The sequence below is a fragment of the Kribbella sp. NPDC056861 genome, from assembly GCF_040687575.1.
GTDB lineage: Bacteria > Actinomycetota > Actinomycetes > Propionibacteriales > Kribbellaceae > Kribbella.
In genome coordinates this window covers 1124992-1149360 of the sequence record NZ_JBFBNQ010000001.1, presented here as the reverse complement: position 1 = coordinate 1149360, position 24369 = coordinate 1124992, and the positions used below count along the sequence as shown (strand labels likewise).

Below are 24369 nucleotides of genomic sequence, written 5' to 3'. Positions count from 1 at the left end.
GTGACGTGTTTTTTCCTGTCATCTCCCATTTACATCGAATTAATCTGCATTAGACCTATCCAAAAGCCTCACAGGTGCGAATCGAGGGGGTACGGCCGGTCGAAGCCCGGCGCCACTCTGTGAGGAGAGTTCCCCGTGCTGCCGAGCCTTGCTCGTGTCAGATCCGTCCTGATCGCCGCCCCCGTCGCCCTCGTTTTCGCCTTCGCTCCCGCTGCCGTCTCGTCCGCCGCACCGCCCTCGCCGGCGTCCACTCAGGTCGCTGCGGCGGAGGATCCGCTGCTGCCGCCTGCCGAGGATGGCTCGTCGATCCCGGGCAGCGATCTGGTGCCCCCGGCGCCTGCAGCCGTGGCGGAACAAGCACCACTGGCCCCGGCGGGGCGGACAGCGTTGCCGACCTCGGTGCTGGGCTGGGCCGGCCTCGTGCTGCTGGTTCTCGTCTCACTGGCGCTGACCCTGGTGGCTTTTACAACGTTGGCCTGGATGCTGCACGCCTGGCGTACGCCTGAGCACCTCGAGGCCACTCGCTTCCGCCGCGGCGGCAAGAGCGATGCGCCGCTGCCCCGATTCACCTTGCTGGTGCCCGCGCGGCATGAGGAGGCGGTGCTCGGCCACACCCTCGACCGGCTCGCGGCCTCGGAGTACGACGACCTGGAGATCATCGCGATCATCGGTCACGACGACGACGGCACCGAGCAGGTCGCCAGGGGCGCGGCGGCCCGCCACCCGGACCGGGTGCGGGTCGTGATCGACCACAACGTCCCGAAGAACAAGCCGAAGGCGCTGAACACCGCCCTCGTGGAAGCGACCGGCGAGGTCGTCGGGGTGTTCGACGCCGAGGACGAGGTCCACGTCGGGCTGCTGCCGCATATCGCGGCGCGCTTCGCCGAGACCGGTGCGGATGTGGTCCAGGGCGGTGTCCAGCTGATGAATCTGCAGACCAGCTGGTGGTCGCTGCGCAACGTTCTGGAGTACTACTTCTGGTTCCGGTCCCGGCTGCATTTCCACGCCGGCGCGCGCTTCATCCCGCTGGGCGGCAACACCGTCTTCGTTCGCACCGAGCTGCTCCGCGAAATCGGCGGCTGGGACGCGGAATGCCTGGCCGAGGACTGCGAGCTCGGCGTACGCCTCTCGACCCGCGGCGCGGTGGTTGCCGTGGCCTACGACCCGGAGCTCGTCACTCGTGAGGAGACACCGGGCGATCTGCCGGCCCTGATCAAGCAGCGGACCCGCTGGGCGCAAGGCTTCCTGCAGGTACTGCGCAAGGGGATCTGGCGTCAGCTGCCGACCCGGCGGCAGCGGCTGCTGGCCTGGTACACGCTGGCGATGCCGTTCCTGCAGGCCTTCACCGGTCTGATGATTCCGATCTCCCTCGCGGTGATGCTGTTCGCGAAGGTCCCGACCGGAGTCGCGTTGATCAGCTTCCTGCCGCTGGTGCCGACCCTGGTCACCCTCGCGGTCGAGGCTGCGGGGCTCGGCGAGTTCTCCCGCGCGTACGGCGTGAAGGTCCGTCCCCGCGACTACCTGCGCCTGCTGCTCGGCACTTTCCCGTACCAGATGATGCTCGCCGCAGCCTCGGTCCGGGCGGTACTGCGAGAAGCGCGGGGTGACGGCAGCTGGGAGAAGACCGCCCATACCGGCGCCCACCGTGAAGAGCAGCCGACCGCGCTGCAGTCCGCTGCCTGATCCAGCTCTGCCCCCTGGTTGGAGACCTCCGCATGGCAATCCTTGCTCCTGAACGCATACACCCAGAACTGCCACCCAAGCTCCGCGCTGTCGAGCCTGACCGCGGCTGGTGGCGTCTCAACCGGAAGGACCTCGCGGTCCTCGCGCCTCTGCTGGTGCTGGCCGCCGTGGTTCATGCCGTCGGCATGTTCGGCGCTCCGCAGCGGATCGATGACGAGGGCACCTATGTCGCGCAGGCATGGGCGGTGCTCAATCTCGGCGAGCTGACGCACTACACCTACTGGTACGACCATCCGCCGCTCGGCTGGCTGCAGTTGGCCGGCTACAGCGGTCTCACGGGTGCCTTCGATCGGGCCCCGAACGCAGTCGCTGCCGGCCGCGAGTTCATGCTCGTCATCCAGCTGGTCAGCGTCGCGTTGCTGTGGGTTCTCGCCCGCAGACTGGCGCTGCCTCGCTGGGCCGCGGCTGTCGCGGTCGTGCTGTTCAGCTTGTCGCCGCTGGCGATCCAGTTCCACCGCACGGTCTATCTGGACAACGTGGCGACGCCGTGGCTGCTGGCCGCCTTCGTGCTCGTGCTCACCCCGCAGCGGCGCCTCGGCGCGTTCACGGCGTCGGCGGTGTGTTTCGCGATCGCAGTACTCACCAAGGAGACGTCGCTGCTTCTGCTGCCCGCGCTCGCCTGGATGTTGTGGAGCCGCAGCTCGGGCGGCACCCGCCGGTACGCCGTCGCGGTCGCGGCGTCGATGTTCGCGCTGATCGGTGGTGGCTACGTGTTGCTGGCCGCGGTCAAGGGCGAGCTGACGCCGGGTGCCGATCACACCAGCCTGGTGAACGGGATCAAGTTCCAGCTGGGCGGCAGGCAGAGCAGTGGCAGCGTGTTCGACGGCGCGAGTCTCAGCCACAAGACGATGGCCATCTGGCTGCAGCTCGATCTGGTGCTGCCCATCCTGGCCGTCGTCGCCACACCGTTGGCTCTGCTGATCAAGCGCTTCCGCCCCTTGGCGGTGGTATTCCTGCTCCTGCTGGTGATGATCGTTCGTCCCGGCGGCTACCTGCCGGTGCCGTTCGTGATCCTGATGCTCCCGATCGCGGTGCTGCTGATCGCGGGAGTCGCCGCTCGGACCTGGCAGACGATCCGCGCCGGCCTGCGGCGGCGGACCGCGGCGGGGGAGTGGCGTGGGATGGGGAAGCGTGGCCTGGCGACCGGCGGTGCGCTACTGCTCGCCGGTACTGCGATCGCGGGCGGGGTGGTCGCAGTACCGGCTTGGGCCGGGCAGCTCCGCGGGTTGGCGATCGCGCCGCTGGACCGACCGATGACCCAGGCAACCGGCTGGATCACGGCGCACGTCGGCAAGAACGATCGCATTCTGACCGATGACGCGTTGTGGGTCGACCTGGTCCGCGCCGGCTACCAGCGCGAGAACGTGGTCTGGTACTACAAGGCCGACACCGACGGTCGAGTGCCGTCCGGTGCGGACAACTACCAGTGGATCGTCTCCACCGGTTCGGTGCGGGCCGACCCCGGCGCGTTCCCGACCCTGCAGTCCGGTCTGGCGAGATCGGTGGTCGCGGCAAGCTTCGGCACCGGCGATCAGCTGGTCGAGGTACGCCGGATCCTGGCGGCTCCCGTCGATCCGGCGGCGCTTGAGGAGCAAGCGTCCGCGCGAACGGTCGCCGGCCAGGCCCTCGCAGGCAGTACTGCGTTCGCGATCGCCGACCCGGCTCGCGGTCTGCTCCGCGACGGCCGCGTCGATGGCGCGCTGATGACTCTGTTGGTCACAGCCTCCAGTGGTCAGAAAGTGGCGCTGGCCGACTTCCCGGCCGTGGCCGGTGAGGACGCGGCAGGTGTGCCACGCCGCCGGGCGCTGCTGACCGGCGTCACCGCGGCCGAGGCCGACAAGTTGCGGGCGCTGCTGCAGGCGCAGTCCGGCCGGTTCCGGGCCGAGCTGGTGGTCAACGGCAACGAAACCTACGAGCTCAGGGTCGCCTCGCAGTACGGCGGCTGACCTATCACCAACCACCTCTGGAGACTTTCTGTGAAGCACATCATTCGTTCGGTCGCCGGTGCCATGCTGTTGCTCGGCGCAACCGGTCTCACCGTCGCGCCGGCTACCGCGGCGCCAACCGCAACCTCCTGGGTCCGAGCCGGACACCTCGTCCCGGGCTTCGGTGAGGTCATCGTCGGCCTCACCCCCTTCGACGGCTCGAAGGGCGCCACGATGGCCGAGGGACAGGTCCCGGCCGCGCCGAGCGAGAACGGCATGCTGGCGATCACCGAGACCGCCGGCTACGGCAAGCTCGGCGAGTACCGCCAGGTGCCCACCGGCGTCTACAGCATCACCGTCCGGCCGGTCGGAGCGGCGCAGAGCGCGCCGCCGATCATCACCGGGACACTGCGGACCGAGGCCGGCGGCGCGACCACCATCGCCGTACTCGGGACGCCGAAGGCGCCGCAGGTCAAGACGCTGGCCGACGACCTCACGCCGCCGACCGCCGGTAACGCTCGGGTTCGGCTGATCAACGCTGCCGCCGGATCGAAGACGATCGACGTCTCCGCGCTGGACGGACCCAGCCTCGCCGCCGGCGCGCCGTTCGGCACCGCCACGAAGTACGGCGAAGTGCCGGGTCGCGGCTGGACAGTCGAGGCCAAGGGCGCGGGACGCGCTGCCTCGCTCGCCGGAAGCAGCAAGCTCGACATCCGGGCCGGCAACGTCTACACGCTGCTGGTGCTCGGAACGGCCTCGCAGCCGCTCCGGATCCAGCCTGTCCTCGACGCCGCAGGCATGGTGGCGATGCCCGAGAAGGGCGCTGAGACCGGTCTTGGTGGCACGACTGAGCAGTCCGGGAACCAGTGGATGCTGCTGGCCGGAGCCGGCTCGCTGCTTCTGCTGGGTGGCGGCATCGCGCTGCGCCGCCGGACCGGAGCCTGATGCGGATGAAGTGGCCCAGGAACCGTTTGATGCTGTTGGCAACTGCCGCGGTAGCGGTGGTCGTCGCCGCTCTGCTGGCCGGCGTGACGCTGCACCAGTCGCGCTCCGCCGCGCCGACGGTTGAGGCCGGAGAGGCGCCTCGTCCAGAACCTGGCGCTGACCCGGTCCGCGGATTCTTGAAGGACTACGTGGACCCCGACGGTCGCGTCGTACGGCGGGACCAAGGTGGTGACACGGTCAGCGAGGGACAGGCCTACGCGATGCTGCTGGCCGTGGCTGCTGACGACGAAGCGACCTTCGACAAGGTGTGGAGCTGGACCAGGACCAACCTGACCAGGTCCGACGGGTTGTTGTCGTGGAAGTACGACGGCCAGATCGTGGACGCCAACTCGGCCGCCGACGCGGATCTCGATGCGGCGCACGCGCTGGTCGCGGCCGCGGCAACCTTCGACAAGCCCGTACTCCGCTCCGAGGGCATCCGGCTGGGGAAGGCGATCCTCGACCACGAGACCAAGCAGACGCCGCTGGGCCGGATGCTGCTGGGCGGCTCCTGGGCGACGACCGCGCCGTACTCGGTCAACCCCAGCTATCTCTCGCCCGTCGCGGTCGAGGTGTTGTCCACGGCCAGCGGAGATCCGCGCTGGGATGAACTCACTGCGGGCTACGGCAAATTGCTGGCCGGAAAAGGAACTGCGCTGCCGTCCGACTGGGTGCAGATCACTCCTGAGGCGAAGGTCGCTCCGATGCCTCCGCCGGACAACGGGCCGGTTGGCTTCGGTCTCGACGCGGCCAGAGTTCCGGTCCGCGCGGCGATCTCGTGCCTGGCTTCGGACCGGACCGAGGCTGCTCGGCTCGCGCCGGTACTTGCCAAGAGCAATGGCGAGGTGCGGGGCGGTTACGACCTCGGTGGCGGGAAGACCGTGGATTGGCAGCATCCGCTGGCCTTCGTGGCAGCAGCTGCCGCCGCTGATGCGGCGGGAGACGACCAGGCGGCAGGCAGGTTGACGGAGGCCGCGACTGAGCTCAACCAACGGACTCCGACGTACTACGGAGCGGCCTGGACCGCGCTCGGCTCGATCTGGCTCGATGGTCGACCCGATCCCATCTCTCCCTGCCCGGAAGGCGCGACCCAATGAGAAGGCCGACGACTGTGCTCGCCGTACTCGCCCTGCTTGTGGTGACGGGTTGCGGCGCTCAGACACCTGATGCCGGAGCACCTGCAGCGACCGAGGCGACGGCATCCGCGACACCGTCGGTAGCGGCCTCAGCCCAGGCAGCACCCCGACCGATCCCGGTGCCGCAACTCCAGCCCGTGAACGTCCCCGCGGCGCGCAAGCCGACCCGGGTGCTGATCCCCGCGATCAAGGTCGACGCCGGGCTCGAGCTGCTGGGAATCGGTGCCGGCCGGACGATCGACGTACCGAAGGATCCTGCGCTGGCAGGCTGGCTCCAAGCTGGTCCAGCGCCGGGGGATCCAGGTCCTGCGGTCCTCGCGGGTCATGTCGACTCCAAGGACGGCCCGGCGGTCTTCTACCGGCTGTCGGAGCTGAAGGCCGGAGAGATCATCACCGTCAAGCGGGGCGACGGGACCGCGGTCGCTTTCCACGTTGACTCGGTCGAGCAGTTCTCCAAGACGGCATTCCCGACAGCCCGGGTCTACGGTCCCACGCCGGTGCCATCGCTTCGGCTGATCACCTGCGCCGGGACCTATGACAAGGCGTCCGGCTACCGCGACAACATCGTCGTCTTCGCCAGCCGGGTCGCCGCACGCTGAGGGCCGGGGCCGGCCGCCCGTGCGGCCGGCCCCGAGTCTCAGATCAGGCGTTCGCGCGGCTGGTGTTGATCTCGCCGTTCACGCCGGCCGGGAAGAACCCGCCCTTGGTGGCCTTCTTCGGCGTCAGGTAGACGACGTTGAGGACCTGGTCGGCGCCGCGGCTGAAGGCGATGCCGTTCTCGTCGGTCGGCACGATGTTGATCTTGCCCTTGTACGACGTGCCCTGGTCCAGGTCGGCCTTGCCGTCCAGGCTGTCGCGGGCGTCGGAGATCGCCACCGAGGGGACCTCCAGGCCGCGCGCGACCAGCGTCGAGCGGATGTTGGCCGCGTGGTAGGCCTCCACCGCGAGGATGCCGGCGGCGGCCTCGAGGTAGGTCTTGTTGGTGATCAGCGGGGCCGCGCCCTTGTACGCGGTGACGCCGACGTCCTCGAAGACGTAGGCGGCGAGCAGGAAGTTGTCCTCGTTGGCGTAGGCGTCGAACTTCTGCCCGGGCTTGATCAGCTTGGCCGCCAGCGCCGCGGAGGTGAACGCCGCGTCGATGTCGATCGACGGACGCGCCACGGCCGCGCTGCCGAGGGCCTTGCGCAGGAACTTCACGTGGGCCAGTTCGTCGGCCGCGATCTCGTCGGCGTACGCCTTGACGATCTTGGACTTGAACCGGACCTTGCGGCCGCCCTTGACGCCACCGGGCTTGCCCTTGCCGTGCACGTCGGCGCCGGACAGACCGTAACCGCGGACCGCGCGCAGGTAGAACTCCGCCTCGAGGTACTCGAGGTTGAGGGCGAAGTTCAGGACTGCGCCGTCGCTCGGCGCGGCGCTCGGGTGGTGCTTGTCCAGACCGAGGCCCAGATCCAGGTCCGCGGTGTCGGCGTTGGCCGGGTTGAGCACACCGCCGGCCAGCAGGCCACCGCCGGCCAGTCCGGCGCCGACGGTGGTGACACCGGCGGCGCGGAGGAACTTGCGCCGGTCGACGCCGTTCTCGGCGCTCCGATCGATCGCGTTGCGGATGAAGAGCTTGTCGAACATTCGAACTCCCGAGTCGAGTTTCGCCGGGTCGGCCGACCCGGCGGTCACAGCGAGCCGTCTCAAGAGCGGTTGACGCGACCAGCCATCCGGGTCGCTTCGGCGCAGCCCCACCTCCGGATGGGTCGAAACTGCGTGTCGTCCGACAATTACTTTGCGTGACCATCCATCCAGTTGACGGTCCGCACCGATCTGGCGGCCCGGTGGCTCCGAATGGCTCAGGTCTGGGTCGTCGAGCGAGAGGCTGGCGGATGTACGCACCGGCTCCACTGAAACGTCAGCTGAACCGATCGGGTCTGCTGCTGCTCGGTCCCGCCTTCGTGGCGGCGGTCGCCTACGTCGATCCCGGCAACTTCGCGACCAACATCGCGGCCGGTACGACGTACGGCTACATGCTGTGCTGGGTCGTCGTCGGGGCCAACCTGATGGCAGTGCTGGTTCAGTACCTCGCGGCCAAGGCGAGTATCGCGACCGGACGGACCCTCCCGCAGCTGTGCCGCGAGCAGTTCAAGCGGTCGACGTCGACCGGGCTGTGGGCGCAGGCCGAGCTGGTGGCGATCGCGACCGACCTGGCCGAGGTGGTCGGCGGGGCGATCGCGCTGAACCTGCTGTTCGGGATCCCGCTGCTGCTCGGCGGCGCGATCACCGGGCTGGTGTCCTTCGCGCTGCTGATCTATCAGTCGAAGCGGGGTCAGCGGCCGTTCGAGGCGGCGATCGTGGGGCTGCTCGCGGTGGTGCTGATCGGGTTCGTGGTCTCCACGATCCAGTCGCACCCGTCGGGTTCGGCGGTCATCGGCGGCCTGGTGCCGCGCCTCGACGGCACCGACTCGCTCGTCCTCGCGGCCGGCATGCTCGGCGCCACCGTGATGCCGCACGCGATCTGGCTGCACGGCGCGCTCGTCACCGATCGGCACGGCAAGACGCTGCGGTCGACGGTCGGCAAGCTGCAGGTGCTCAAGGCAACGAAACTGGACGTCGGGATCGCGATGGCGCTGGCCGGCGCGGTCAACCTCGCGATGGTCGTGGTCGCCGCGGCCGCCCTCCGAGGATCAGGTGCCGACACGCTGGATGCCGCTCATCAGGCGTTCGGCGACAACCTCGGCCGGATGCCCGCGCTGCTGTTCGCGCTCGCCCTGCTCGCCTCTGGTTTCGCTTCGTCCTCGGTCGGCACGTACGCCGGGTCGGTGATCCTGGAAGGCTTCTGGAAGCGGCATGTCCCGCTCGCCGTCCGCCGCCTCATCACCTTGCTTCCGGCCCTCGTGATCCTGGCGATCGGCATCGACCCGAGTCGTGCTCTGGTGGTCTCCCAAGTGGTGCTCAGCTTCGGTATCCCGTGCGCGCTGTGGCCGCTGGTCCGGCTCACCGCCTCCCGCAGAGTGATGGGGGAGTTCGTCAACCGCGTGCACACCACGGTCATCGCCTGCCTGGTCGCCACCGCGATCACCACGCTCAACGTGGTCCTGATCGTCCTCACCTTCCGCGGCTGAGCAGAAACCTCGCCAAGCAATGAACGCGGAGACCGCCGGCGCCGTACTCACTCGCGTCATCCACTGATTCGAGGAGCTCGTCATGAAGAGAACGCTGGCAGCGGTTGTTGCTCTCGGCACCATGTTCGCCACCGGCCTGACCGCGGCACCGGCCGCGTCGGCCACGAGTCGCGGTGCGGAGCCCGGCCTCTACCTGCTCGAAGGCAACGGGACCCTGAGCGTGCGGGACTCGCAGCACCCCTTGCTGGCCCTGCACCGGGTCAAGGTCAACGGGCTCAACGCCCACGACCGCCTGGTCGGTATCGACGTCCGGCCGGCCACCGCGAAGCTCTACGCGATCGGCAAGTCCGGCCAGCTCTACACCCTCGACGTCAAGTCGGGCCGCGCCTCAGCCGTCGGTACTGCGGCCGCCGGCGCGGTCGGCACCACCGTCGGCTTCGACTTCAACCCGACCGTCGACCGGATCAGGCTGGTCCAGAGCGACGGCCGCAACCTGCGACTGCACCCCGACACCGGAGCGGTCGCCGGAGTCGACACCACGCTGGCCTATGCGGCCGGCGGCTCAGTGCCCAAGGTTGCGGCAGCGGCGTACACGGACAGCTTCGCCGGTGCGACGACGACCGGGCTGTACGGCCTCGACGCCCGCCGCGACACGCTCGTCACCCAAGGCACCCTCCCCGGTACGACGCCGGCCGTGTCGCCGAACACGGGTCAGCTCTTCACCGTCGGCCGCCTCGGCGCCGACATCTCGGCCGTGAACGGGTTCGACATCACCGGCAAGGGCAAGGTGGCCGGGTCCTACAACGCGCGCGACTACGACGCGATCGCCGCTGTCCAGGGCGAGCACGGTCTGTTCAACGGTTCGAAGCTGGTGCGGGTCGACCTGCGGACCGGCCGCACCACGCCGCTGCTCGCGCTCGGGCTGGGCGAGGTCGTCGGCCTCGCCTACGCCGCTCGCTGAGTCCACGGGCCGCCGGGTTCACCCCCGGCGGCCCGCCTGTGCGAGAGGACGACAACCGTGCCCAGATCCCAACCGCGGCGCCGCACGACCACGACGGAGTACGACCTCAGTCGTGATGACGGGATCCGCGCCGCGTACTCCGAACACGGTGCGGAGCTGTATCGCTTCGCCCTGCGGCAGCTCGACGACGAGGGCGCCGCGACGGACGTCGTCCAGGAGACCTTTGTTCGTGCGTGGCGGGCTGCTGACCGGTTCGATCCGTCGCTGGCGAGTCTGCGGGTCTGGCTGTTCGCGATCGCGCGCAATCTGGTGGTCGACGAGTCGCGCCGCCGAGCGGCTCGGCCGGTTGTTCCGCAACCGCACGAGTTGCTGACCGAGCTGGGTCCGGTGACCGACAACCCCGACGACCGGGCGGTGATGAGCTGGCTGGTCGAGGAGGCGTTGGGCCGGATCAGACCGGAGGCACGCTCGGCGCTGGTGGAGACTTACCTCCGCGGCCGCCCGTACGACGAGGTCGCGGCCGAGCAGGGTATCCCGGTCGGCACCTTGCGCAGCAGGGTTTTCTACGGCCTCAAGGCGCTGCGACTGGCGATGGACGAGATGGGAGTGGAGCTGTGAACCTCGACGAGCATCGCCGGCTGCGCGAACTGCTGGGCGGCTTCGCGCTGGGCCAGTTGACTCCGGCCGAGCGCACCGCAGTACAGGCTCATCTCGACGGTTGCGCTGAGTGTCGCGCCGAGCTGGGCGCGATCGCGCCGCTGGCCGCGCCGCTCAAGCTGATCGACCCTGCCAGGCTGGATCAGGCACCTGCTGGTCCGCCTGACTGGCTGGAGACATCGATCCTCACAGCGATCAAGGCCGAACCTCGACGGATCAGGTCGAAGGGGCGGTGGCTGCTGGCTGCCGCCGCTGTCGTGGTGATCGGGGGAGCGGGGATCGGGCTGGGCTACGGGCTCGCACCGGACCCGCCGAAGATCCCGCTCGAGCCGGTCCCGGTGACGGCGATCGCGGCCGGTGTCCGGTCGACCGCCGATGTGGTTCCGCACACGTGGGGGATGGAGATCAAACTGGTCGGCACGGGGTACGAGGCCGGGAAGCGGTACCACGTCGTCGTGCTCGACGAGGCGGGCCGGGTCGCGCCGGCGGGGGAGTTCATCGGCACCGGTGACCGGCGGATGTCCTGCAACCTGAACTCTTCGGTACTACGTCCTGACGCCCGCAGCTTCGAGGTGCTCGACGACGCGGACCAGGTCGTGCTCAGAGGTCAGGTGTAAAGAGGAGCGGGCCGGCCATCCCCCTTGGAAGGCCGGCCCGCACCAGTTCGTGCGATCAGTAGGTGATCGCGGCAACTACCTTGCCGGGGTCGACCAGGAACGGTGCGACCGCTGCGAGGACGTCGCCCTTGGCGATGCCCTTCTCGAAGGAGCTCATGTAGACGCCGCCTTCGGCCTTCAGACCGAGCAGGTTGCCGACCACCGCGGCGTGCCGGGCCTCGACCCCGAAGATGCCGGCCGCGGCCTGCAGGATCATCTTGTCCTTCACGAACCCGGCCGCACCGAGGTAGGCGCCGACGCCCTTGTTCTCGAAGATGTGCGCCGTGGTCAGGAAGCTCTTGCGGGTCTCGAACGCGCCACCGAAGTCGACGGCCGGTGCGCCGATCGGCGTACCGCCCAGCTTCTGGATCGTCGCGGTCAGGGTCGCCACGTGCGAGGCCTCGTCGGCGCCGATCTGCATCAGGTACTGCTTCTCTTTGCCCTTGACCAGGTTCGCGGCGTTGCCTTGGCGGTAGAACTCCGCTTCCAGGTACTCCAGCGCGAGCGCGTAGTTCAGCACCTCGAGGTCGTTCTTGAAGTCCTTCGCGCTGGCCAGCGTGAAGCCGTTGTTCAGGGCGCCGAGGGCGACCGAGGCCGGGACCGCGGAGGCGTTGCCGTGGATCAGATCAGCTGTGGTGTCAGTCATGACTAGCCCCTTCTACTTCGCGATGAACGGCATGGCGGCCTGCAGGACCGGACCCATCGCCAGGTTGGCCTCGATCGGCCGCGGGAACGGGTTCCCACCGGTGATCTGGGCGATGATCGCGGCGTGCCGCGACTCGACACCGGCGATGGAGGCCGCGGCGCCGAGCAGCTCGCCGCTCTTCACCAGCGGGACCTGACCGTGGTACGCCTTCACCCCGAGCTCCTCGAAGACCCCTGCGGTCTTCAGGAACGACGCCCGGCTGCTGAACGTGCCGGCCGGGAACTTCACCTTCGGCGCCGCGACCGGCTTGCCGCCCAGCTGCACGATGGTGGACCGGACGACCGCCACGTGCTCGGCCTCGTGCTGCTGGATCGGGTCGACCAGCTCGAGGTCACGGCCCTTGAGCAGCTTGGCTTTGAGGCCCGCGGTGTAGAAGGCCGACTCCAGGTACTCCAGGGTCAGCGCGTAGTTGAGGATGTCCAGATCACTCGCGTTCGCGTCGGCCTTGCCGAAACCGCGGTCCGCAGTACCGAACGCCACCGGGTCACCTGCCTGCGTTGCGACGTACGTGATCCCGACACCGACCAGGGCGGCGTTGCGCAGGAAGCTGCGCCGGTTGTGCTCGTCCGCGAACTCGAGAACCGGACGGCCCCCGAAAATATCCTTGATACCCATGACTCTCCTTGAGTTGACACTCAGGTGGCGCGCGCCTCGACGACGATGCGCTGGAAGTGAGCGGTGATGGGATTGCAGGCGAACAAGGTGATGACCTTGGCGCCGGGATCGGTGGGCTGCTTCAGGACGAACTTCACGTAGTCGTCCTGCGGCACGATCGTGGTCTTCACGACCTTGTAAGTCGTGCTTTTCGCGCCGACGGTCACCTTGATCGGGTCGCCCGGCCGAAGCCTGTCGAGATACAGGAACGGCTTTCCGTTCGTACTGCGGTGACCGCTGATCACACTGTTACCGGCCACACCGGGCAACGGCGTACCGGGCCAGTGCCCGACGCCCTTCACCAGTGCCGCCTCGTCCACTCCGTTGTTCAACTGCTGGTCGACCCCCAGCTTGGGAATCGCCAGCCGGCCGAGCTGCAACTGCTCGCCAGGCCGGGCCTTGATCGCCTCGATCGGCACCCCGTCGGCCGGATTGCCCTCACCCGGCGCGAACTGCGATTCGACCGGCTTGCCGTTGCGGAGCTGGTCGAGCATCCGGTTCACGAGGGCTTCTGGCTCCTCGGCGGCCGGAGCGCTCGGCGATGCCGCTGCCGAGGGGCTGCTGACGCTCTGTGTCCCGCCGGCCGAGGTCGCTTGCTCACCGTCGGGCCCGAACACCACTACACCGACCGCGACGAGCGTGGCGAAGCCGATACTTGCCGCCAGCCACCGATAGATCGGTTTCCAGGTCTTCATACCGCTGACCATCTCCTCACGAAGCGGTTCATCAGCGGGGACTTCGGAGGCATCGCGCCAATGGATAGGTGACTCGGCAGCATTTCTTCGGGGGAGGCGCGACGAGGTCCGGTGCAGAGGCAGACCTATCTCCAGGCCGGGTGGCGCCGAAGTCCCTGGTGGCTGTACTCAACGAACTGGAGACGTCATGCTCACACTGCTCGGAATGCCGCAGGGTCCGGAATGGCTGATCATCCTGGCGATCGTCGTGCTGCTGTTCGGCTCGGCGAAGCTGCCGGCGCTGGTGAAGCAGCTCGGCAAGTCGAAGAAGATCTGGGAGGAAGAGGTCGGTCCGCGGGACAGGACGGCCGCGAGGCTGGACACCGGCGCCGACGCGACGGAGCGTAGTACTCGGGTGTCACCTGACCGCGACGCAACGTAAACCCAGCCGGCGTGGTAAGAATCAGGTCCGCCTACCGTAGTCGTCGAACAGGAAGGCTGACTTGTGAGCCAACCCATTGGCCTGCCCAGGCCGGCGGACGGCGGCCAGGTCCCACCGCCGTCGCTCGACGGCGAACTGATGGCGCGAGTCGCCCGCGGGGACACCGAGGCGTTCAGCACCTTGTTCGATCTGCTGTCGCCCCGGGTCTACGGGCTGATCCGCCGCGTACTGCGCAATCCCGCGCTGTCGGAGGAGGTGACGCAGGAAGTGATGGTCGAGATCTGGCGCACTGCGTCGCGCTACGACGACGCCCGGGGTTCGGTGAGCTCGTGGGCGCTGACGATGGCGCACCGGCGGGCGATCGACCGGGTCCGGTCCGAGCAGGCGGCCAGCGATCGCGATCACGCGGTCGGGGCGCGCTCCGCGGAGATCGACTTCGACCAGGTGAGCGACGCCGTGGTGAACCAGTTCGAGGCTGAGCAGGTACGCCGCTGTCTGGGCTCGCTGACCGAGTTGCAGCGTGAGTCGATCACGCTGGCCTACTACCAGGGCTACACCTATACCGAGGTCGCCACACTGCTGGAGGCCAAGGTGCCGACCGTCAAGGCGAGGATGCGGGACGGTCTGGTGCGGCTGCGCGACTGCCTCGGCGTCGCGGGGGAGTGATGGAGATGACTGAGAGCACAGGTGACGACATCCACACGCTGGCAGGTCCCTACGCGTTGGACGCGCTGGACGGCGACGAGCGCAGGCTGTTCGAGCAGCACCTGCCGCAATGCGTGGTCTGCTCTGCTGAGGTCGCGGAGCTGCGAGAGGCCGCGGTCAAGCTGAGCACGGGTGTCTCGATGTATCCGCCGCCGGCGATGAAGAGTTCGGTGATGGCGTCGATCGCTCAGGTCGAGCAGTTGCCGCCGCTGCCTGCTGATACTTCTGCGCCTGCGGTGACTTTTGGATCTGCTTCGGTGGTTGGGGATTCGGTGGCTGCGCAGCCGGCCGCGGTGGTGGCGCGTCCGGGGTTCGGGCGGCGCTCGTTGCTGGCTCTGGCCGCTGCTCTGGTGATCGTCGCCGGGGCTGGTGGCATCGCGGTGGATCAGTACCGGAAGAACTCCGCGACTCAGGACGCCAACGACCAGATCGCCGCAGTACTGGCTCAACCTGACGCACGCACCGTTCGCGGTGTGCTGACGGGTGGCGGGGCAGCGACCGTGGTGGCTTCCGATGGGCGCGACGCGGCCGTCGTCGTACTGAGTGGGCTGCCTGCTCTGCCGTCGAAGAAGACCTACCAGCTGTGGCTGATCGACAGTTCGAAGGCCGCGCACTCGGTCGGCCTGGCGTCGTCCAGCGAGACGAAGATCCTGGCCGGCGGAGTCACCGGCAAGGTCGCCTTCGGCGTCACGGTCGAACCAGATGGTGGCTCGCAGCAACCGACCATGCCGGCGGCAGTGATCATCCCGATCTGACCCATCCGGGCCTGTTCCGGCTCCGAATGCCTCGCGCTGGTCGCCGCAGCTGTTACCGGCCGGCACAGGGAGGCACCCGCTCGGGCTTTCCGATCGGGTGACATCGGACACCGGGAGTGAAGACGTATGTTCGACAAACTGTTCGTCCGCCAAGCGATCGACCGCAGCGCCGAGAACGGGCTCGACCGGCGCAGGTTCATGCGCTCGGCCGGCGTAGCGGGGCTGGGGGTCGCCGCCGCGGGAGCCATCTCGACGGGGCTGATCAGCGAGGCATCGGCTGCCGCGCCGAGCGATGGCGCAGTACTGAACTTCGCACTGAACCTGGAGTACCTCGAGGCCGAGTTCTACCTGCGCGCGGTGCACGGCACCGGGCTGCCGTCCTCGGAGGTCGACGGTAAGGGCACCCCGGGTCTGGTCACGGGCGGCCGCAAGGTGAACTTCAAGAACAAGGTGATCGAGCAGTTCGCCACCGAGATCGCGGCCGACGAGCTGGCCCACGTGAAGTTCCTCCGGGCCGCGCTGGGCAGCGCGAAGGTGGCGCGTCCCGCCATCGACATCGACGCCGCGTTCACCTCGGCCGCGCTGGCCGCCGGGCTGATCAAGCCGGGCCAGAAGTTCGACGCCTATGCCAACGACGACAACTTCCTGCTGGCCGCCTTCGTCTTCGAGGACGTCGGCGTCACGGCGTACAAGGGCGCTTCGCCGCTGATCACCAACAAGACCTACCTGGAGGCCGCCGCGGGCATCCTCGCGGTCGAGGCGTACCACGCGGCCACCATCCGTACCACGCTGCTGAACCGCGGCCTGGCGACCCCGTCCCGCGCCATCTCGGACGCCCGGGACAGCCTGGACGGCTCTACCGACCTCGACCAGGGCCTGAACCGTCTCGACACCGCCAACATCATCCCGACCGACACGAACGGCATCGCCTTCAGCCGCTCGGCCGGCCAGGTGCTCAACGTCGTCTACCTCAACCCCGCCACCGTCACCGCGGGCGGCTTCTTCCCGGCCGGCGTGAACGGCGAGATCAACACCAGCGCCAAGAGCAACTGACCCACAGCCGCCTGGTCCGGGGCCGGCCGCCAACGGGGGCGACCGACCCCGGATCCGCCTGATCCGGCTTGCAGATTCGTCAGCAGGAAGGACAGTCCGTGGCATCGCCCTCGTCGCCCTCTTCGTCCTCCGAGCCACCGCTCATCGTCACGCTGCGCCTGGACGAACACAGCACGGCGATCTTCAACGAACTCCGCCGCCGCCACTTCCCACCCCACCTGAACCGGGTCGGCGCCCATCTGACGCTGTTCCACCAGCTACCCGCCCGCTGGCTCCCCAACGTGCTCGCCGACCTCCGCGAGCTCGCGCCGCCGCCCTTCGACGTGGTTGTCACCCAGCCGGTCCTACTCGGCCGAGGCGTCGCGATCGAGGCGCAGTCCGCGAAGCTCGAAGCCATCCGCAACCAGCTGGCACTGCGCTGGTCGAAATGGCTGACCCCGCAGGACCGGCAGCCGTTCAGACCACACATCACGGTGCAGAACAAGGTCGACCCGGCTGTCGCGCGACAGCTCCACGCGACACTCGCGCAGACGCAGTACTGGCCGACGGTGCTTGCGACTGGCTGGTCGGTTTGGCGGTATCTGGGCGGGCCCTGGCTGTCTGAGGCAGAAATTCCTTTCCGCAGAAGCACTTCAGCCGAGGAGTGACGTCGGCGCATCGGCGATGTCGGCGCGAGAGTGTTGTGGGGAGGGCAACGCGGGGCCAGTCCGCGTGCAGGCTCCTCCCCAACTGGGTTTGGTTGGGCACGGCGCTCCGGCCCGGGATGTGAGTACGGGTGGGAGCAAAACCCCCGCCGCAAACTTTCGGTTGATGCGCGAGGGTCGCTGGGTTGATGCCTCGGACGAGGAGCGCGCGAAGAGTGGGGTGCGTCCGTAGTACTCGTCCGGAGGGAAGTATGAGACGCACAGCAGTTCCTTTGACCCTTGTTGTCGCATCGGTGGCGATCGCCCTGGTTCCTGGGGTGTCGCAGGCAGAAACAGCAGCTGGTATCAAGTGGGAGGCGTGCCCGGCGGAGATCTCGCCGGTGCCGATCCCGGCAGGGATGCAGTGCGGCACCTTGAAGGTTCCGTTGGACTACCGCGCTCCGAACGGCAAGACGATCGACCTCGCCGTCTCGCGGATCCCGAGCAAGAAGCCTGAGAAGCGGCGCGGGGTGCTGCTGACCAACCCCGGCGGCCCGAGCCCGGGACAGAGCTACCCGGCCTTCCTCGTCGCGACCGGGATGCCGCAGACGGTGCTTGACAGCTACGACGTGATCGGCTTCGACCCGCGCGGCATCGGCAAGAGCACCCCGGTGACGTGTGACCTCACGCCGGCACAGCAAGCACCCGGCAACATCCCGCCGTACCCGCGAGACGCGGCTGACGTGACGAAGCGCGCCGCGGAGGTGAAGCAGATCGCCAAGCAGTGCGCGGCTTCCAAGACCGCGTGGATGCTGCCGCACATCAGCACCGCCAACAGCGCGCGGGACATGGACCAGATCCGGATCGCGTTGGGCGAGGAGAAGATCTCGTACGACGGCGCCTCCTGGGGCACCCACCTCGGCGCGGTCTACACCACGCTGTTCCCGCAGCGCAGCGACCGGATCGTGCTCGACAGCAACCTGGGCGCGGGCGGCTGGGACTACCCGAGCGAACGCCTGTACGGGCGTGGGTTCGCGGACCGGTTCCCCGACTTCGCGAAGTACGCCGCGGCGAACCACCGCGAGTACGGGCTCGGCCGGACGCCGGCCCAGGTGACCGCGAAGTACACGGCCCTCGCCAAGCAGCTGGACAGGAAGCCGGTCGATTCACCCGACGGCCGGTTCGACGGCACGCTGTTCCGGCTGATCAACTTCGTGATGCTGTACGGCGGATCGCAGTTCCCGGTGCTCGCCACGGTCTGGAAGTCGCTGGACGCCAACCAGCCACCGCCGCCGATCCCAGGGGATCCCGATGCGGCGAAGGGTTCGGAGAGCCTGATCTCCGGCCGCTACTACATGATCTGCAACGACTCGAACTGGCCGAAGGACGTCACGTCCTACCAGCGCAATGTCGCGATCGACCGGATCAAGTACCCGCAGTTCGGCGCGGCCGGAGCCAACATCCAGCCCTGTGCGTTCTGGCCTGAGCCGGTGGAGCCGCCGGTCAAGATCACCGATCGAGGCCCCTCCAACGTGCTCATGGTCCAGAACCAGCGCGACCCGGTCACACCCCTGGCCGGCGCGCAGCAGCTGCGACGCGCTTTCGGCGACCGCGCCACGATGGTCACCGCCGACCAGGGCGGCCACGGCGTCTACCCGATCGGTAAGAACCAGTGCGCCAAACACGTGGTGACGACCTTCCTGGTCACCGGCGAACGCCCGGACCGCGACTACACCTGCTCGGCCGACGCGGAACCCCGCTGACGAACCCGGCTGATAACCCTGCTGATGACCCCGTCAACGACAGGGCGTGGGACTCCGGTCTAGTGCACTAGCTGGACGGTCTAAGGTTCTCCGGTGAGCCACAAGCCGGTTGCGGACAGCAGTGAGCGGGACGGTACGTCGTACCGCGGCTTGCTGGCCGGAGTGCTCGTGGTGGCGGTGGCGGTGAGTTTGGCCTGGATCGTCACCGCCGTCCGGACCATCGACCATGGGTTCGACATCACCGATGAGGGCTACTACCTGCTGTCCTACCGGTGGTGGAGCAGCAACCCGCTGGCGTTGACGGGTGTGCAGTACATCTACGGTCCGATCTTCCAGCTGTTGCACTGGGACATCGTCGCGCTGCGGGTCTTCCGGCTGGTGATGATCATCGCCGGGCATGTGTTGTTCGGCTGGAGTCTGATGCGCTGGCTGCGGGTGCGCCGGCCCGATGCGCCGAAGACGAAGCTCTGGGAGTTCGCCGGGATCGCGGTCGTGCTGGCGGCAGGCGGCATGTGTTACAGCTGGCTGCCGCTCAGCCCGGGGTACAACGACATCATCCTGGTCGGCTCCTTCACCGTGTTGTCGTGCGTGCTCTGGGCAGCCGTCGCGATCGAGCAGGATCGCAAGCCGCCGATCTGGGCGCTCCTGCTGGCAGGCGTCGTGATGGGCGTGATGGTGGTCGCGAAGTGGTCGTCGGTGGTGGTGCTCGCCCTGATCGTCGCGGCCGCTGTCGTCGTACTGAGCGGCCAGGGGCTGAAGGGAGTCGTCAGAGGCATCCTCTGGGCCTTGGCCGGCGTGGCTGCGGTGGCTCTCGTGGTGCACCTCCTGGTGGTCCCGCTGACCGTCGCCGTCCCCGGCATCCTGGCGGTCAACCGCTTCATCGCAGACACCTCCTACACTCCAGCGACCTTGCTGCAGATGTACTGGACAACCGGCAGCGAGCTGGTGGGCAAGACACTCAAGCAGCACTTCCTCCTGCTCATCGCCGCAGCGTTCGCAGTACTCGCCCGAAATCCCGTACTACGCATCGCCGCCTGGCTCCTAGCCGCCATCGGCTTGGCCGTCTCGATCTACCAAGCCTTCGACAAGGGTGGTCTCGAAGGCGGCCCGGTCAACAACGGCAAGTTCCAGGTCACCCTGCTGGCCGCAGTACTGGTTGCCGTGATCACCGCGATCACTGCGCTGATCGCCAAGCGATGGTCGCCGGGCAAGGAGAATCTGCGCTCCTGGGTGATCCTCGGCGTGCTCGTCGTGTTGCCGTTCGTGCAGGCGTTCGGCACCAACACCCCGCTCTACATGATCGGCTTCAACGCGTTCGCCGCGTGGGCCGCGCTGATGATCGTGGTCGTGGCGAGTATCGACACAGCCCCCGCGGTCGCCCGTACGACGACCGCCGTGGTGGCGGCCGGCGCGCTCGTCGCCGTCGCCGCGATCGCGTACGGCGGACTGATCCTGAACCCGTACCGCTCCGATCCGTACCGCGAGCTCACCACCGCCACCGACCTCAAGCCGCTCAGCGGCCTGAAGCTGACCCCGGAGACGGCCGAGGGGTACACCGCGCTCGACACCCTCCTCAAGCCGTACACGACGCCGTCCGGCCGGCCGATCATCGGCTTCGACAAGATGGCCGGCACCGTCCTGATGCTGCGCGGCCGCCCGTTCGGCGAGGCCTGGCTGGCCCCGAAGGAGCGGCAGCGGACCGTTGCGGCGATCAAGGAGATCTGCTCCGGCAAGCAACCCAGGCCGGGGGACCGCTCACCGTTGCTGATCTTCAACCGGCGGGTCACCCAGCTGGAGGTCGACGCGCTGCGGACCTGCGGGCTCGACTTCAGGACCGGCTACCGGCTGATCGCACCGCCCGCGACCACGATGAACCTGCAGGTCTACGTTCCGGCCGCCGAGCTGGCGGGCCGTACTCCCTGATCGCGGACAGGTCGGGGTCCAGTGAGATCCTTGGCCCGATGGGTCGGTCGCTAGGAAAGGCTACGGATGATCAAGGTTGTGGTGCTGGGCGCCAAAGGCAAGATGGGCGCTCAGACGTGCGAGGCCGTCGAGAGCGCGGATGACCTGGAGCTGGTCGCCGCCCTGGACCGGGGGGACGAGCTGTCCACGCTGACCGACGTGGGCGCCGAGGTGGTCGTCGACTTCACTCGCCCCGAGGTCGTGATGGACAACCTCAGCTGGTGCATCGGGCACGGCATCCACGCGGTGGTCGGGACCACCGGCTTCACCGAGGAGCGGCTGGCCACCCTGCGCTCGCAACTCGACGCCAGCGCCGGCACCGGCGTACTGATCGCTCCGAACTTCTCCATCGGCGCCGTCCTGATGATGCAGTTCGCCGCCCGGGCCGCGCCGTACTACGAGTCGGTCGAGATCATCGAGCTGCACCACCCGGACAAGGTCGACGCCCCCTCCGGCACCGGGGCACGCACCGCCCACCTCATCGCCGAAGCGCGCCGGGCGGCCGGCTCGGCGCCGAACCCGGACGCCACCAGCACCGAGCTCGAGGGCGCGCGCGGCACGGACGTCGACGGGATTCCCGTGCACAGCATCCGGCTGCGCGGGCTGGTCGCGCACCAGGAGGTCCTGCTCGGCAACATCGGCGAGACGCTGACGGTCCGGCACGACTCGATCCACCGGGAGTCGTTCATGGCCGGCGTCCTGCTCGGGGTGCGCAGGATCGTCGAGACGCCCGGGCTGACCGTCGGGCTCGAGCACTTCATGGATCTCAGCTGAGATGACTGCCAAGCGTGCGGTAGTGGCGATCGCGGTGGTCTTCGTCGCGTACGCCGTACTGCTCGGCTGGCGGGGTGTGCTGCTGATCGGCACGGGTGATCCGGTCGCGATCGGGCTCGGGATCGCGGTCCTGGTGATCCCGCTGGTCGGCCTGTACCTGGTCTGGCGCGAGCTGCAGTTCGGCCGGCAGACCGAGTCGCTGGCGCGGGAGCTGGCCGAGTCGGGCGGGCTCCCGGTCGACGATCTGCCGAGGCGGCCGTCCGGGCGGATCGATCGGGCTGCGGCGGACGCCGCGTTCACGCAGTACAAAGAGGAGGCGGAGGCGGCTCCGGACGACTGGCGGGTCTGGTTCCGGCTGTCGACGGCGTACGACGCGGCCGGTGACCGGAAGCGGGCTCGTGCCTCGATGCGGACAGCGATCGCGCGGCACCCGCAGGGAGCGGCACCGCGGCGCTAGGTGGGAGTTTCCTGTGAGTTGGCTGGGAACGGTGCGGGATTGCCTGACAACGCGGTGTGGATCGAGATACCTTCAGGGGGTGCGTGGCGACCGCCATGTACGAGGTCGGAGACTGGGTGGGCCGTCCTTTGCCTTCAGACGGGTCTCGCCGCGGCTCGGACGACGCCCAGGCAACGGGTTTCGGTGACCTGCTGCGCCGGCACCGGAGAGACGCCGGACTGTCGCAGGAGAAGCTGGCCGAGCTCGCCGGTCTGAGCGTCGACGCCATCGCGGCGCTGGAGCGAGGTCGTCGACGAGCGCCCCGGGCACACACGCTCAGGCTGCTCGCGGACGCTCTCCATCTCGGCCCGCCCGATCGCGCCCTGCTCACCGCCGCGGCTCGTCGCGACGGCGACTCCGGCCCCCGATCGGCGCTGCGACCGCCACCTGCCCAGGCGGACGAGCTGGTCGGCCGCACGGAGGAGCTCGCTGAAGTCGGCCGACTGGTCGGCGAGCGCGTCACCCGCCTGACAACGCTGAGTGGACCGGGCGGTGTCGGCAAGACCCGGCTCGCCCTCGCGGTGGCCGCCGAGATCCCGCAGTACTTCGAGGACGGTATCTGCTGGGTGCCGCTCGCCCCGGTTTCGGACCCGGCGGGAGTCGCTCCGGCCCTGGCCGCGTCGCTCGGGCTGCATCCGCTCGACGGTGCGCGGCTGGTCCTGGAGATCGCCGAGCAGATCGGGCGGCGCCACCTGCTACTCGTGCTCGACAACTGCGAGCACGTGGTCGCGGAGACCGCGACGATCTGCTCCGCGCTGCTCGAGTACTGCCCGAATCTCTCGGTGCTCGCCTCCAGCCGCGAGCTGATGCGAATCCCCGGCGAGAGCGTGTACGTCGTACCGCCGCTCGCGCTGCCGGAGACCGACGAGCAGCTGGACACCTCGCCCGCGGTGAAGCTCTTCGTCGATCGCGCCACCGCGCGCGGCCACGAGCCGGTCAAGCAACGCGAGCAGGTGGCTCGGGTCGTACGCCGGCTGGAAGGCATGCCGCTCGCGATCGAGCTGGCCGCTGCCCGCACGAACGTCCTGACCGTCGAGGAACTCGCCGCCGAGCTGGAGACCTCCTTCGGGATCCTTGGCGGTGGATCCAGTACGGCGGGGCCGCGTCAGCAGTCCTTGCACGGCGCGATCGGGTGGAGCCATGAGCTGCTGACGCCTGCCGAGCGTGAGCTTTTCGCGTTGCTATCGGTGTTCGTCGGAGGCTGGACTCTGAACGCTGCTGCGGCGGTGCTGTCCGGGACGGTTGTCCCCGGTCCGCTGGAGCGAGCGCGGGCACTTGACCTGACGAGTCGGCTGGTGGACAAGTCGTTGATCCGGGTCAGCCGCGATCGCGGGATCGCGCGGTACGACATGCTTGCCGTGATCCGTGAGTTCGCCGCCGGGCAGTTGGCGGCGAGTGGCCGGGCCGAGGAGGTCGCGCGGCATCACGCGGCGTTCTACATCGCGCTCGCCGAAGAAGCCGAGGGGCATCTGCGGGGTGCGAACCAGGCTGACTGGCTCGATCGGCTGGATGGTGAGTTCGACAATCTTCGCGCTGCGATGGCGTGGTCGTTGCGCGCCGGTACGGCGGGCGAACCCGTGCGGCTGGCGGGTGGATTGTGGTTGTTCTGCTACCTGCGCGGTCACTATGCCGAGGGAAGCGATTGGCTCGAGCGTGCGCTCGCGATGACGGATGCGGCTGGTGTCGAACCGCAGTACCAGGCGAAGGCTTCGCTCGGAGCGGGGATGCTGGCGTTCCTGCAGTGTGAGTACGACGTGGCGACCAGGCGGTTGGAGTCGGCGCTCACGCAGTACAAGGAGCTTGGGGATACGGCCGGTACTGCGTTGGTCATGCAGCGGCTCGGGGGAGTGGCTCGGGAGCGCGGCGACTATCTGACCGCGGAGAATCTGCACTGCCAGAGTTATGACCTGTTCGAGAGTCTCGGCGATCGGTCCGGGATGTCCTGGGCGCACAACCATCTCGGGTTCGTGGCCTGGCTGCGCGGTGATCTGGAGATCGGCGCGCGGCGGTGCCGGCGGGCGCGCGACAGCTTCCGGGTGCTGGGTGACGGCGAGGGGCTGGCCTGGTCGCTGATCAGTTTGGGGACGATCGCGCAGTACAGCGGGGATCTGGTCGAGGCTGAGGATCTCTTGCTGGAGAGCCTGGCACTGTCGCAGCGGCTCGGATATCGCGAGGGTGTCGCCTGGTCGCTGAATCAGTTGGGGATCGTCGAGCGGCGGCGTGGGTTCTCTGATCGTGCGGTGCATCTGCTGGATGAGAGTTTGGCCGAGCATCGTGATCTGGGTGATCGGTGGCGGTCGGCGAGTGTGCTGGAGGAGTTGGCGACCGTTGCTCAGCAGCGGGAGCGGACGGAGTACGCGGCGTTCTTGATCGGTGCGGCTGACGGGATCCGTGAGGTGATCGGGGCGCCGGTGCCGGAGGTCGAGAAGCCTGATCAGTTGGCTACCCGGCGGTCGATCGAGCAGACGTTGGATCGGCGGGCTTTTCGGGCGGCGTGGTCGGCCGGGCGCGCTGCTCCGTTAGCGGCGGTGGCTGATGGGTATCCGGGGCCGGGGGCTGCGAGTGATCGGTCCGGTCGGCTTTAGCCCGC

At 68.5% G+C, this 24369-nt stretch carries 23 protein-coding genes; 19 read left to right on the top strand and 4 right to left on the bottom strand.

What is annotated here, in order from left to right; genetic code table 11:
• The first annotated feature begins 135 nt into the window (after window positions 1-135).
• The 5 genes from AB0P21_RS05210 to AB0P21_RS05190 are packed head-to-tail and all read left to right on the top strand — an operon-like array spanning window position 136 to window position 6387.
• A complete protein-coding gene (locus tag AB0P21_RS05210; RefSeq protein ID WP_363693823.1) occupies window positions 136-1683 on the top strand; it encodes a glycosyltransferase family 2 protein in 1548 nt (515 codons plus the stop codon).
• Between the two features lie 32 nt (window positions 1684-1715).
• Entirely contained in the window at window positions 1716-3689 is a 1974-nt protein-coding gene (locus tag AB0P21_RS05205; protein WP_363693821.1) for a glycosyltransferase family 39 protein, read from the top strand.
• 30 nt (window positions 3690-3719) lie between these two features.
• Window positions 3720-4613 carry a DUF4397 domain-containing protein gene (locus tag AB0P21_RS05200; RefSeq protein ID WP_363693820.1) on the top strand — a complete coding sequence of 298 codons (894 nt, stop codon included), beginning with the start codon at window positions 3720-3722 and terminating at the stop codon, window positions 4611-4613.
• Window positions 4614-4642: 29 nt separating this feature from the next.
• Entirely contained in the window at window positions 4643-5749 is a 1107-nt protein-coding gene (locus AB0P21_RS05195; RefSeq protein ID WP_363693818.1) for a glycosyl hydrolase family 8, read from the top strand.
• Entirely contained in the window at window positions 5746-6387 is a 642-nt protein-coding gene (locus tag AB0P21_RS05190) for a class F sortase (RefSeq protein WP_363693816.1), read from the top strand. The genes AB0P21_RS05195 and AB0P21_RS05190 overlap by 4 nt, the downstream gene beginning before the upstream one ends.
• 43 nt (window positions 6388-6430) lie before the next feature.
• Here AB0P21_RS05190 and AB0P21_RS05185 read toward each other — a convergent pair whose 3' ends face one another.
• Complete coding sequence (locus tag AB0P21_RS05185; protein WP_363693814.1) at window positions 6431-7414, bottom strand: ferritin-like domain-containing protein; 984 nt, start codon at window positions 7412-7414, stop codon at window positions 6431-6433.
• A gap of 248 nt (window positions 7415-7662) precedes the next feature.
• On the opposite strand from AB0P21_RS05185, the gene AB0P21_RS05180 reads away from it, so the two are divergent.
• From AB0P21_RS05180 to AB0P21_RS05165, 4 genes are all read left to right on the top strand, one after another.
• Complete coding sequence (locus tag AB0P21_RS05180) at window positions 7663-8898, top strand: Nramp family divalent metal transporter (RefSeq protein WP_363693813.1); 1236 nt, start codon at window positions 7663-7665, stop codon at window positions 8896-8898.
• Window positions 8899-8980: 82 nt separating this feature from the next.
• On the top strand, window positions 8981-9859 hold the full coding sequence (locus tag AB0P21_RS05175; RefSeq protein ID WP_363693811.1) for a DUF4394 domain-containing protein: 879 nt from the start codon (window positions 8981-8983) through the stop codon (window positions 9857-9859).
• 57 nt (window positions 9860-9916) lie between these two features.
• Entirely contained in the window at window positions 9917-10477 is a 561-nt protein-coding gene (locus AB0P21_RS05170) for a sigma-70 family RNA polymerase sigma factor (protein WP_363693809.1), read from the top strand.
• On the top strand, window positions 10474-11133 hold the full coding sequence (locus AB0P21_RS05165) for a zf-HC2 domain-containing protein (RefSeq protein ID WP_363693808.1): 660 nt from the start codon (window positions 10474-10476) through the stop codon (window positions 11131-11133). Before AB0P21_RS05170 ends, AB0P21_RS05165 begins: the two co-directional genes overlap by 4 nt.
• A gap of 55 nt (window positions 11134-11188) precedes the next feature.
• Here AB0P21_RS05165 and AB0P21_RS05160 read toward each other — a convergent pair whose 3' ends face one another.
• The 3 genes from AB0P21_RS05160 to AB0P21_RS05150 are packed head-to-tail and all read right to left on the bottom strand — an operon-like array spanning window position 11189 to window position 13227.
• Window positions 11189-11818 carry a ferritin-like domain-containing protein gene (locus tag AB0P21_RS05160; protein WP_363693806.1) on the bottom strand — a complete coding sequence of 210 codons (630 nt, stop codon included), beginning with the start codon at window positions 11816-11818 and terminating at the stop codon, window positions 11189-11191.
• 12 nt (window positions 11819-11830) lie between these two features.
• Window positions 11831-12493 (bottom strand): ferritin-like domain-containing protein, encoded by a 663-nt coding sequence (locus AB0P21_RS05155; protein WP_363693805.1) that lies wholly within the window; start codon window positions 12491-12493, stop codon window positions 11831-11833.
• 20 nt (window positions 12494-12513) lie between these two features.
• A complete protein-coding gene (locus AB0P21_RS05150; RefSeq protein WP_363693804.1) occupies window positions 12514-13227 on the bottom strand; it encodes a class E sortase in 714 nt (237 codons plus the stop codon).
• 187 nt (window positions 13228-13414) lie between these two features.
• On the opposite strand from AB0P21_RS05150, the gene AB0P21_RS05145 reads away from it, so the two are divergent.
• The 10 genes from AB0P21_RS05145 (at window position 13415) to AB0P21_RS05100 (ending at window position 24364) form a co-directional block, all read left to right on the top strand.
• A complete protein-coding gene (locus AB0P21_RS05145) occupies window positions 13415-13648 on the top strand; it encodes a twin-arginine translocase TatA/TatE family subunit (RefSeq protein ID WP_363693802.1) in 234 nt (77 codons plus the stop codon).
• Window positions 13649-13711: 63 nt separating this feature from the next.
• Complete coding sequence (gene sigK, locus AB0P21_RS05140) at window positions 13712-14314, top strand: ECF RNA polymerase sigma factor SigK (RefSeq protein ID WP_363693800.1); 603 nt, start codon at window positions 13712-13714, stop codon at window positions 14312-14314.
• A 5-nt stretch (window positions 14315-14319) separates the two neighbouring features.
• Entirely contained in the window at window positions 14320-15108 is a 789-nt protein-coding gene (locus tag AB0P21_RS05135; RefSeq protein WP_363693799.1) for an anti-sigma factor, read from the top strand.
• A 126-nt stretch (window positions 15109-15234) separates the two neighbouring features.
• Window positions 15235-16161 carry a ferritin-like domain-containing protein gene (locus AB0P21_RS05130; protein WP_363693797.1) on the top strand — a complete coding sequence of 309 codons (927 nt, stop codon included), beginning with the start codon at window positions 15235-15237 and terminating at the stop codon, window positions 16159-16161.
• A gap of 98 nt (window positions 16162-16259) precedes the next feature.
• Window positions 16260-16808 (top strand): 2'-5' RNA ligase family protein, encoded by a 549-nt coding sequence (locus AB0P21_RS05125; RefSeq protein ID WP_363693796.1) that lies wholly within the window; start codon window positions 16260-16262, stop codon window positions 16806-16808.
• 248 nt (window positions 16809-17056) lie between these two features.
• Complete coding sequence (locus AB0P21_RS05120; protein WP_363693794.1) at window positions 17057-18547, top strand: alpha/beta hydrolase; 1491 nt, start codon at window positions 17057-17059, stop codon at window positions 18545-18547.
• Window positions 18548-18640: 93 nt separating this feature from the next.
• On the top strand, window positions 18641-20470 hold the full coding sequence (locus AB0P21_RS05115; RefSeq protein ID WP_363693792.1) for a hypothetical protein: 1830 nt from the start codon (window positions 18641-18643) through the stop codon (window positions 20468-20470).
• A 66-nt stretch (window positions 20471-20536) separates the two neighbouring features.
• Window positions 20537-21283, top strand: coding sequence for a 4-hydroxy-tetrahydrodipicolinate reductase (gene dapB, locus AB0P21_RS05110; protein WP_363693790.1), 747 nt, complete (start codon window positions 20537-20539; stop codon window positions 21281-21283).
• Window position 21284: 1 nt separating this feature from the next.
• Complete coding sequence (locus AB0P21_RS05105) at window positions 21285-21740, top strand: hypothetical protein (protein ID WP_363693788.1); 456 nt, start codon at window positions 21285-21287, stop codon at window positions 21738-21740.
• Window positions 21741-21835: 95 nt separating this feature from the next.
• A complete protein-coding gene (locus AB0P21_RS05100; protein WP_363693786.1) occupies window positions 21836-24364 on the top strand; it encodes a tetratricopeptide repeat protein in 2529 nt (842 codons plus the stop codon).
• Window positions 24365-24369 lie beyond the last annotated feature (5 nt).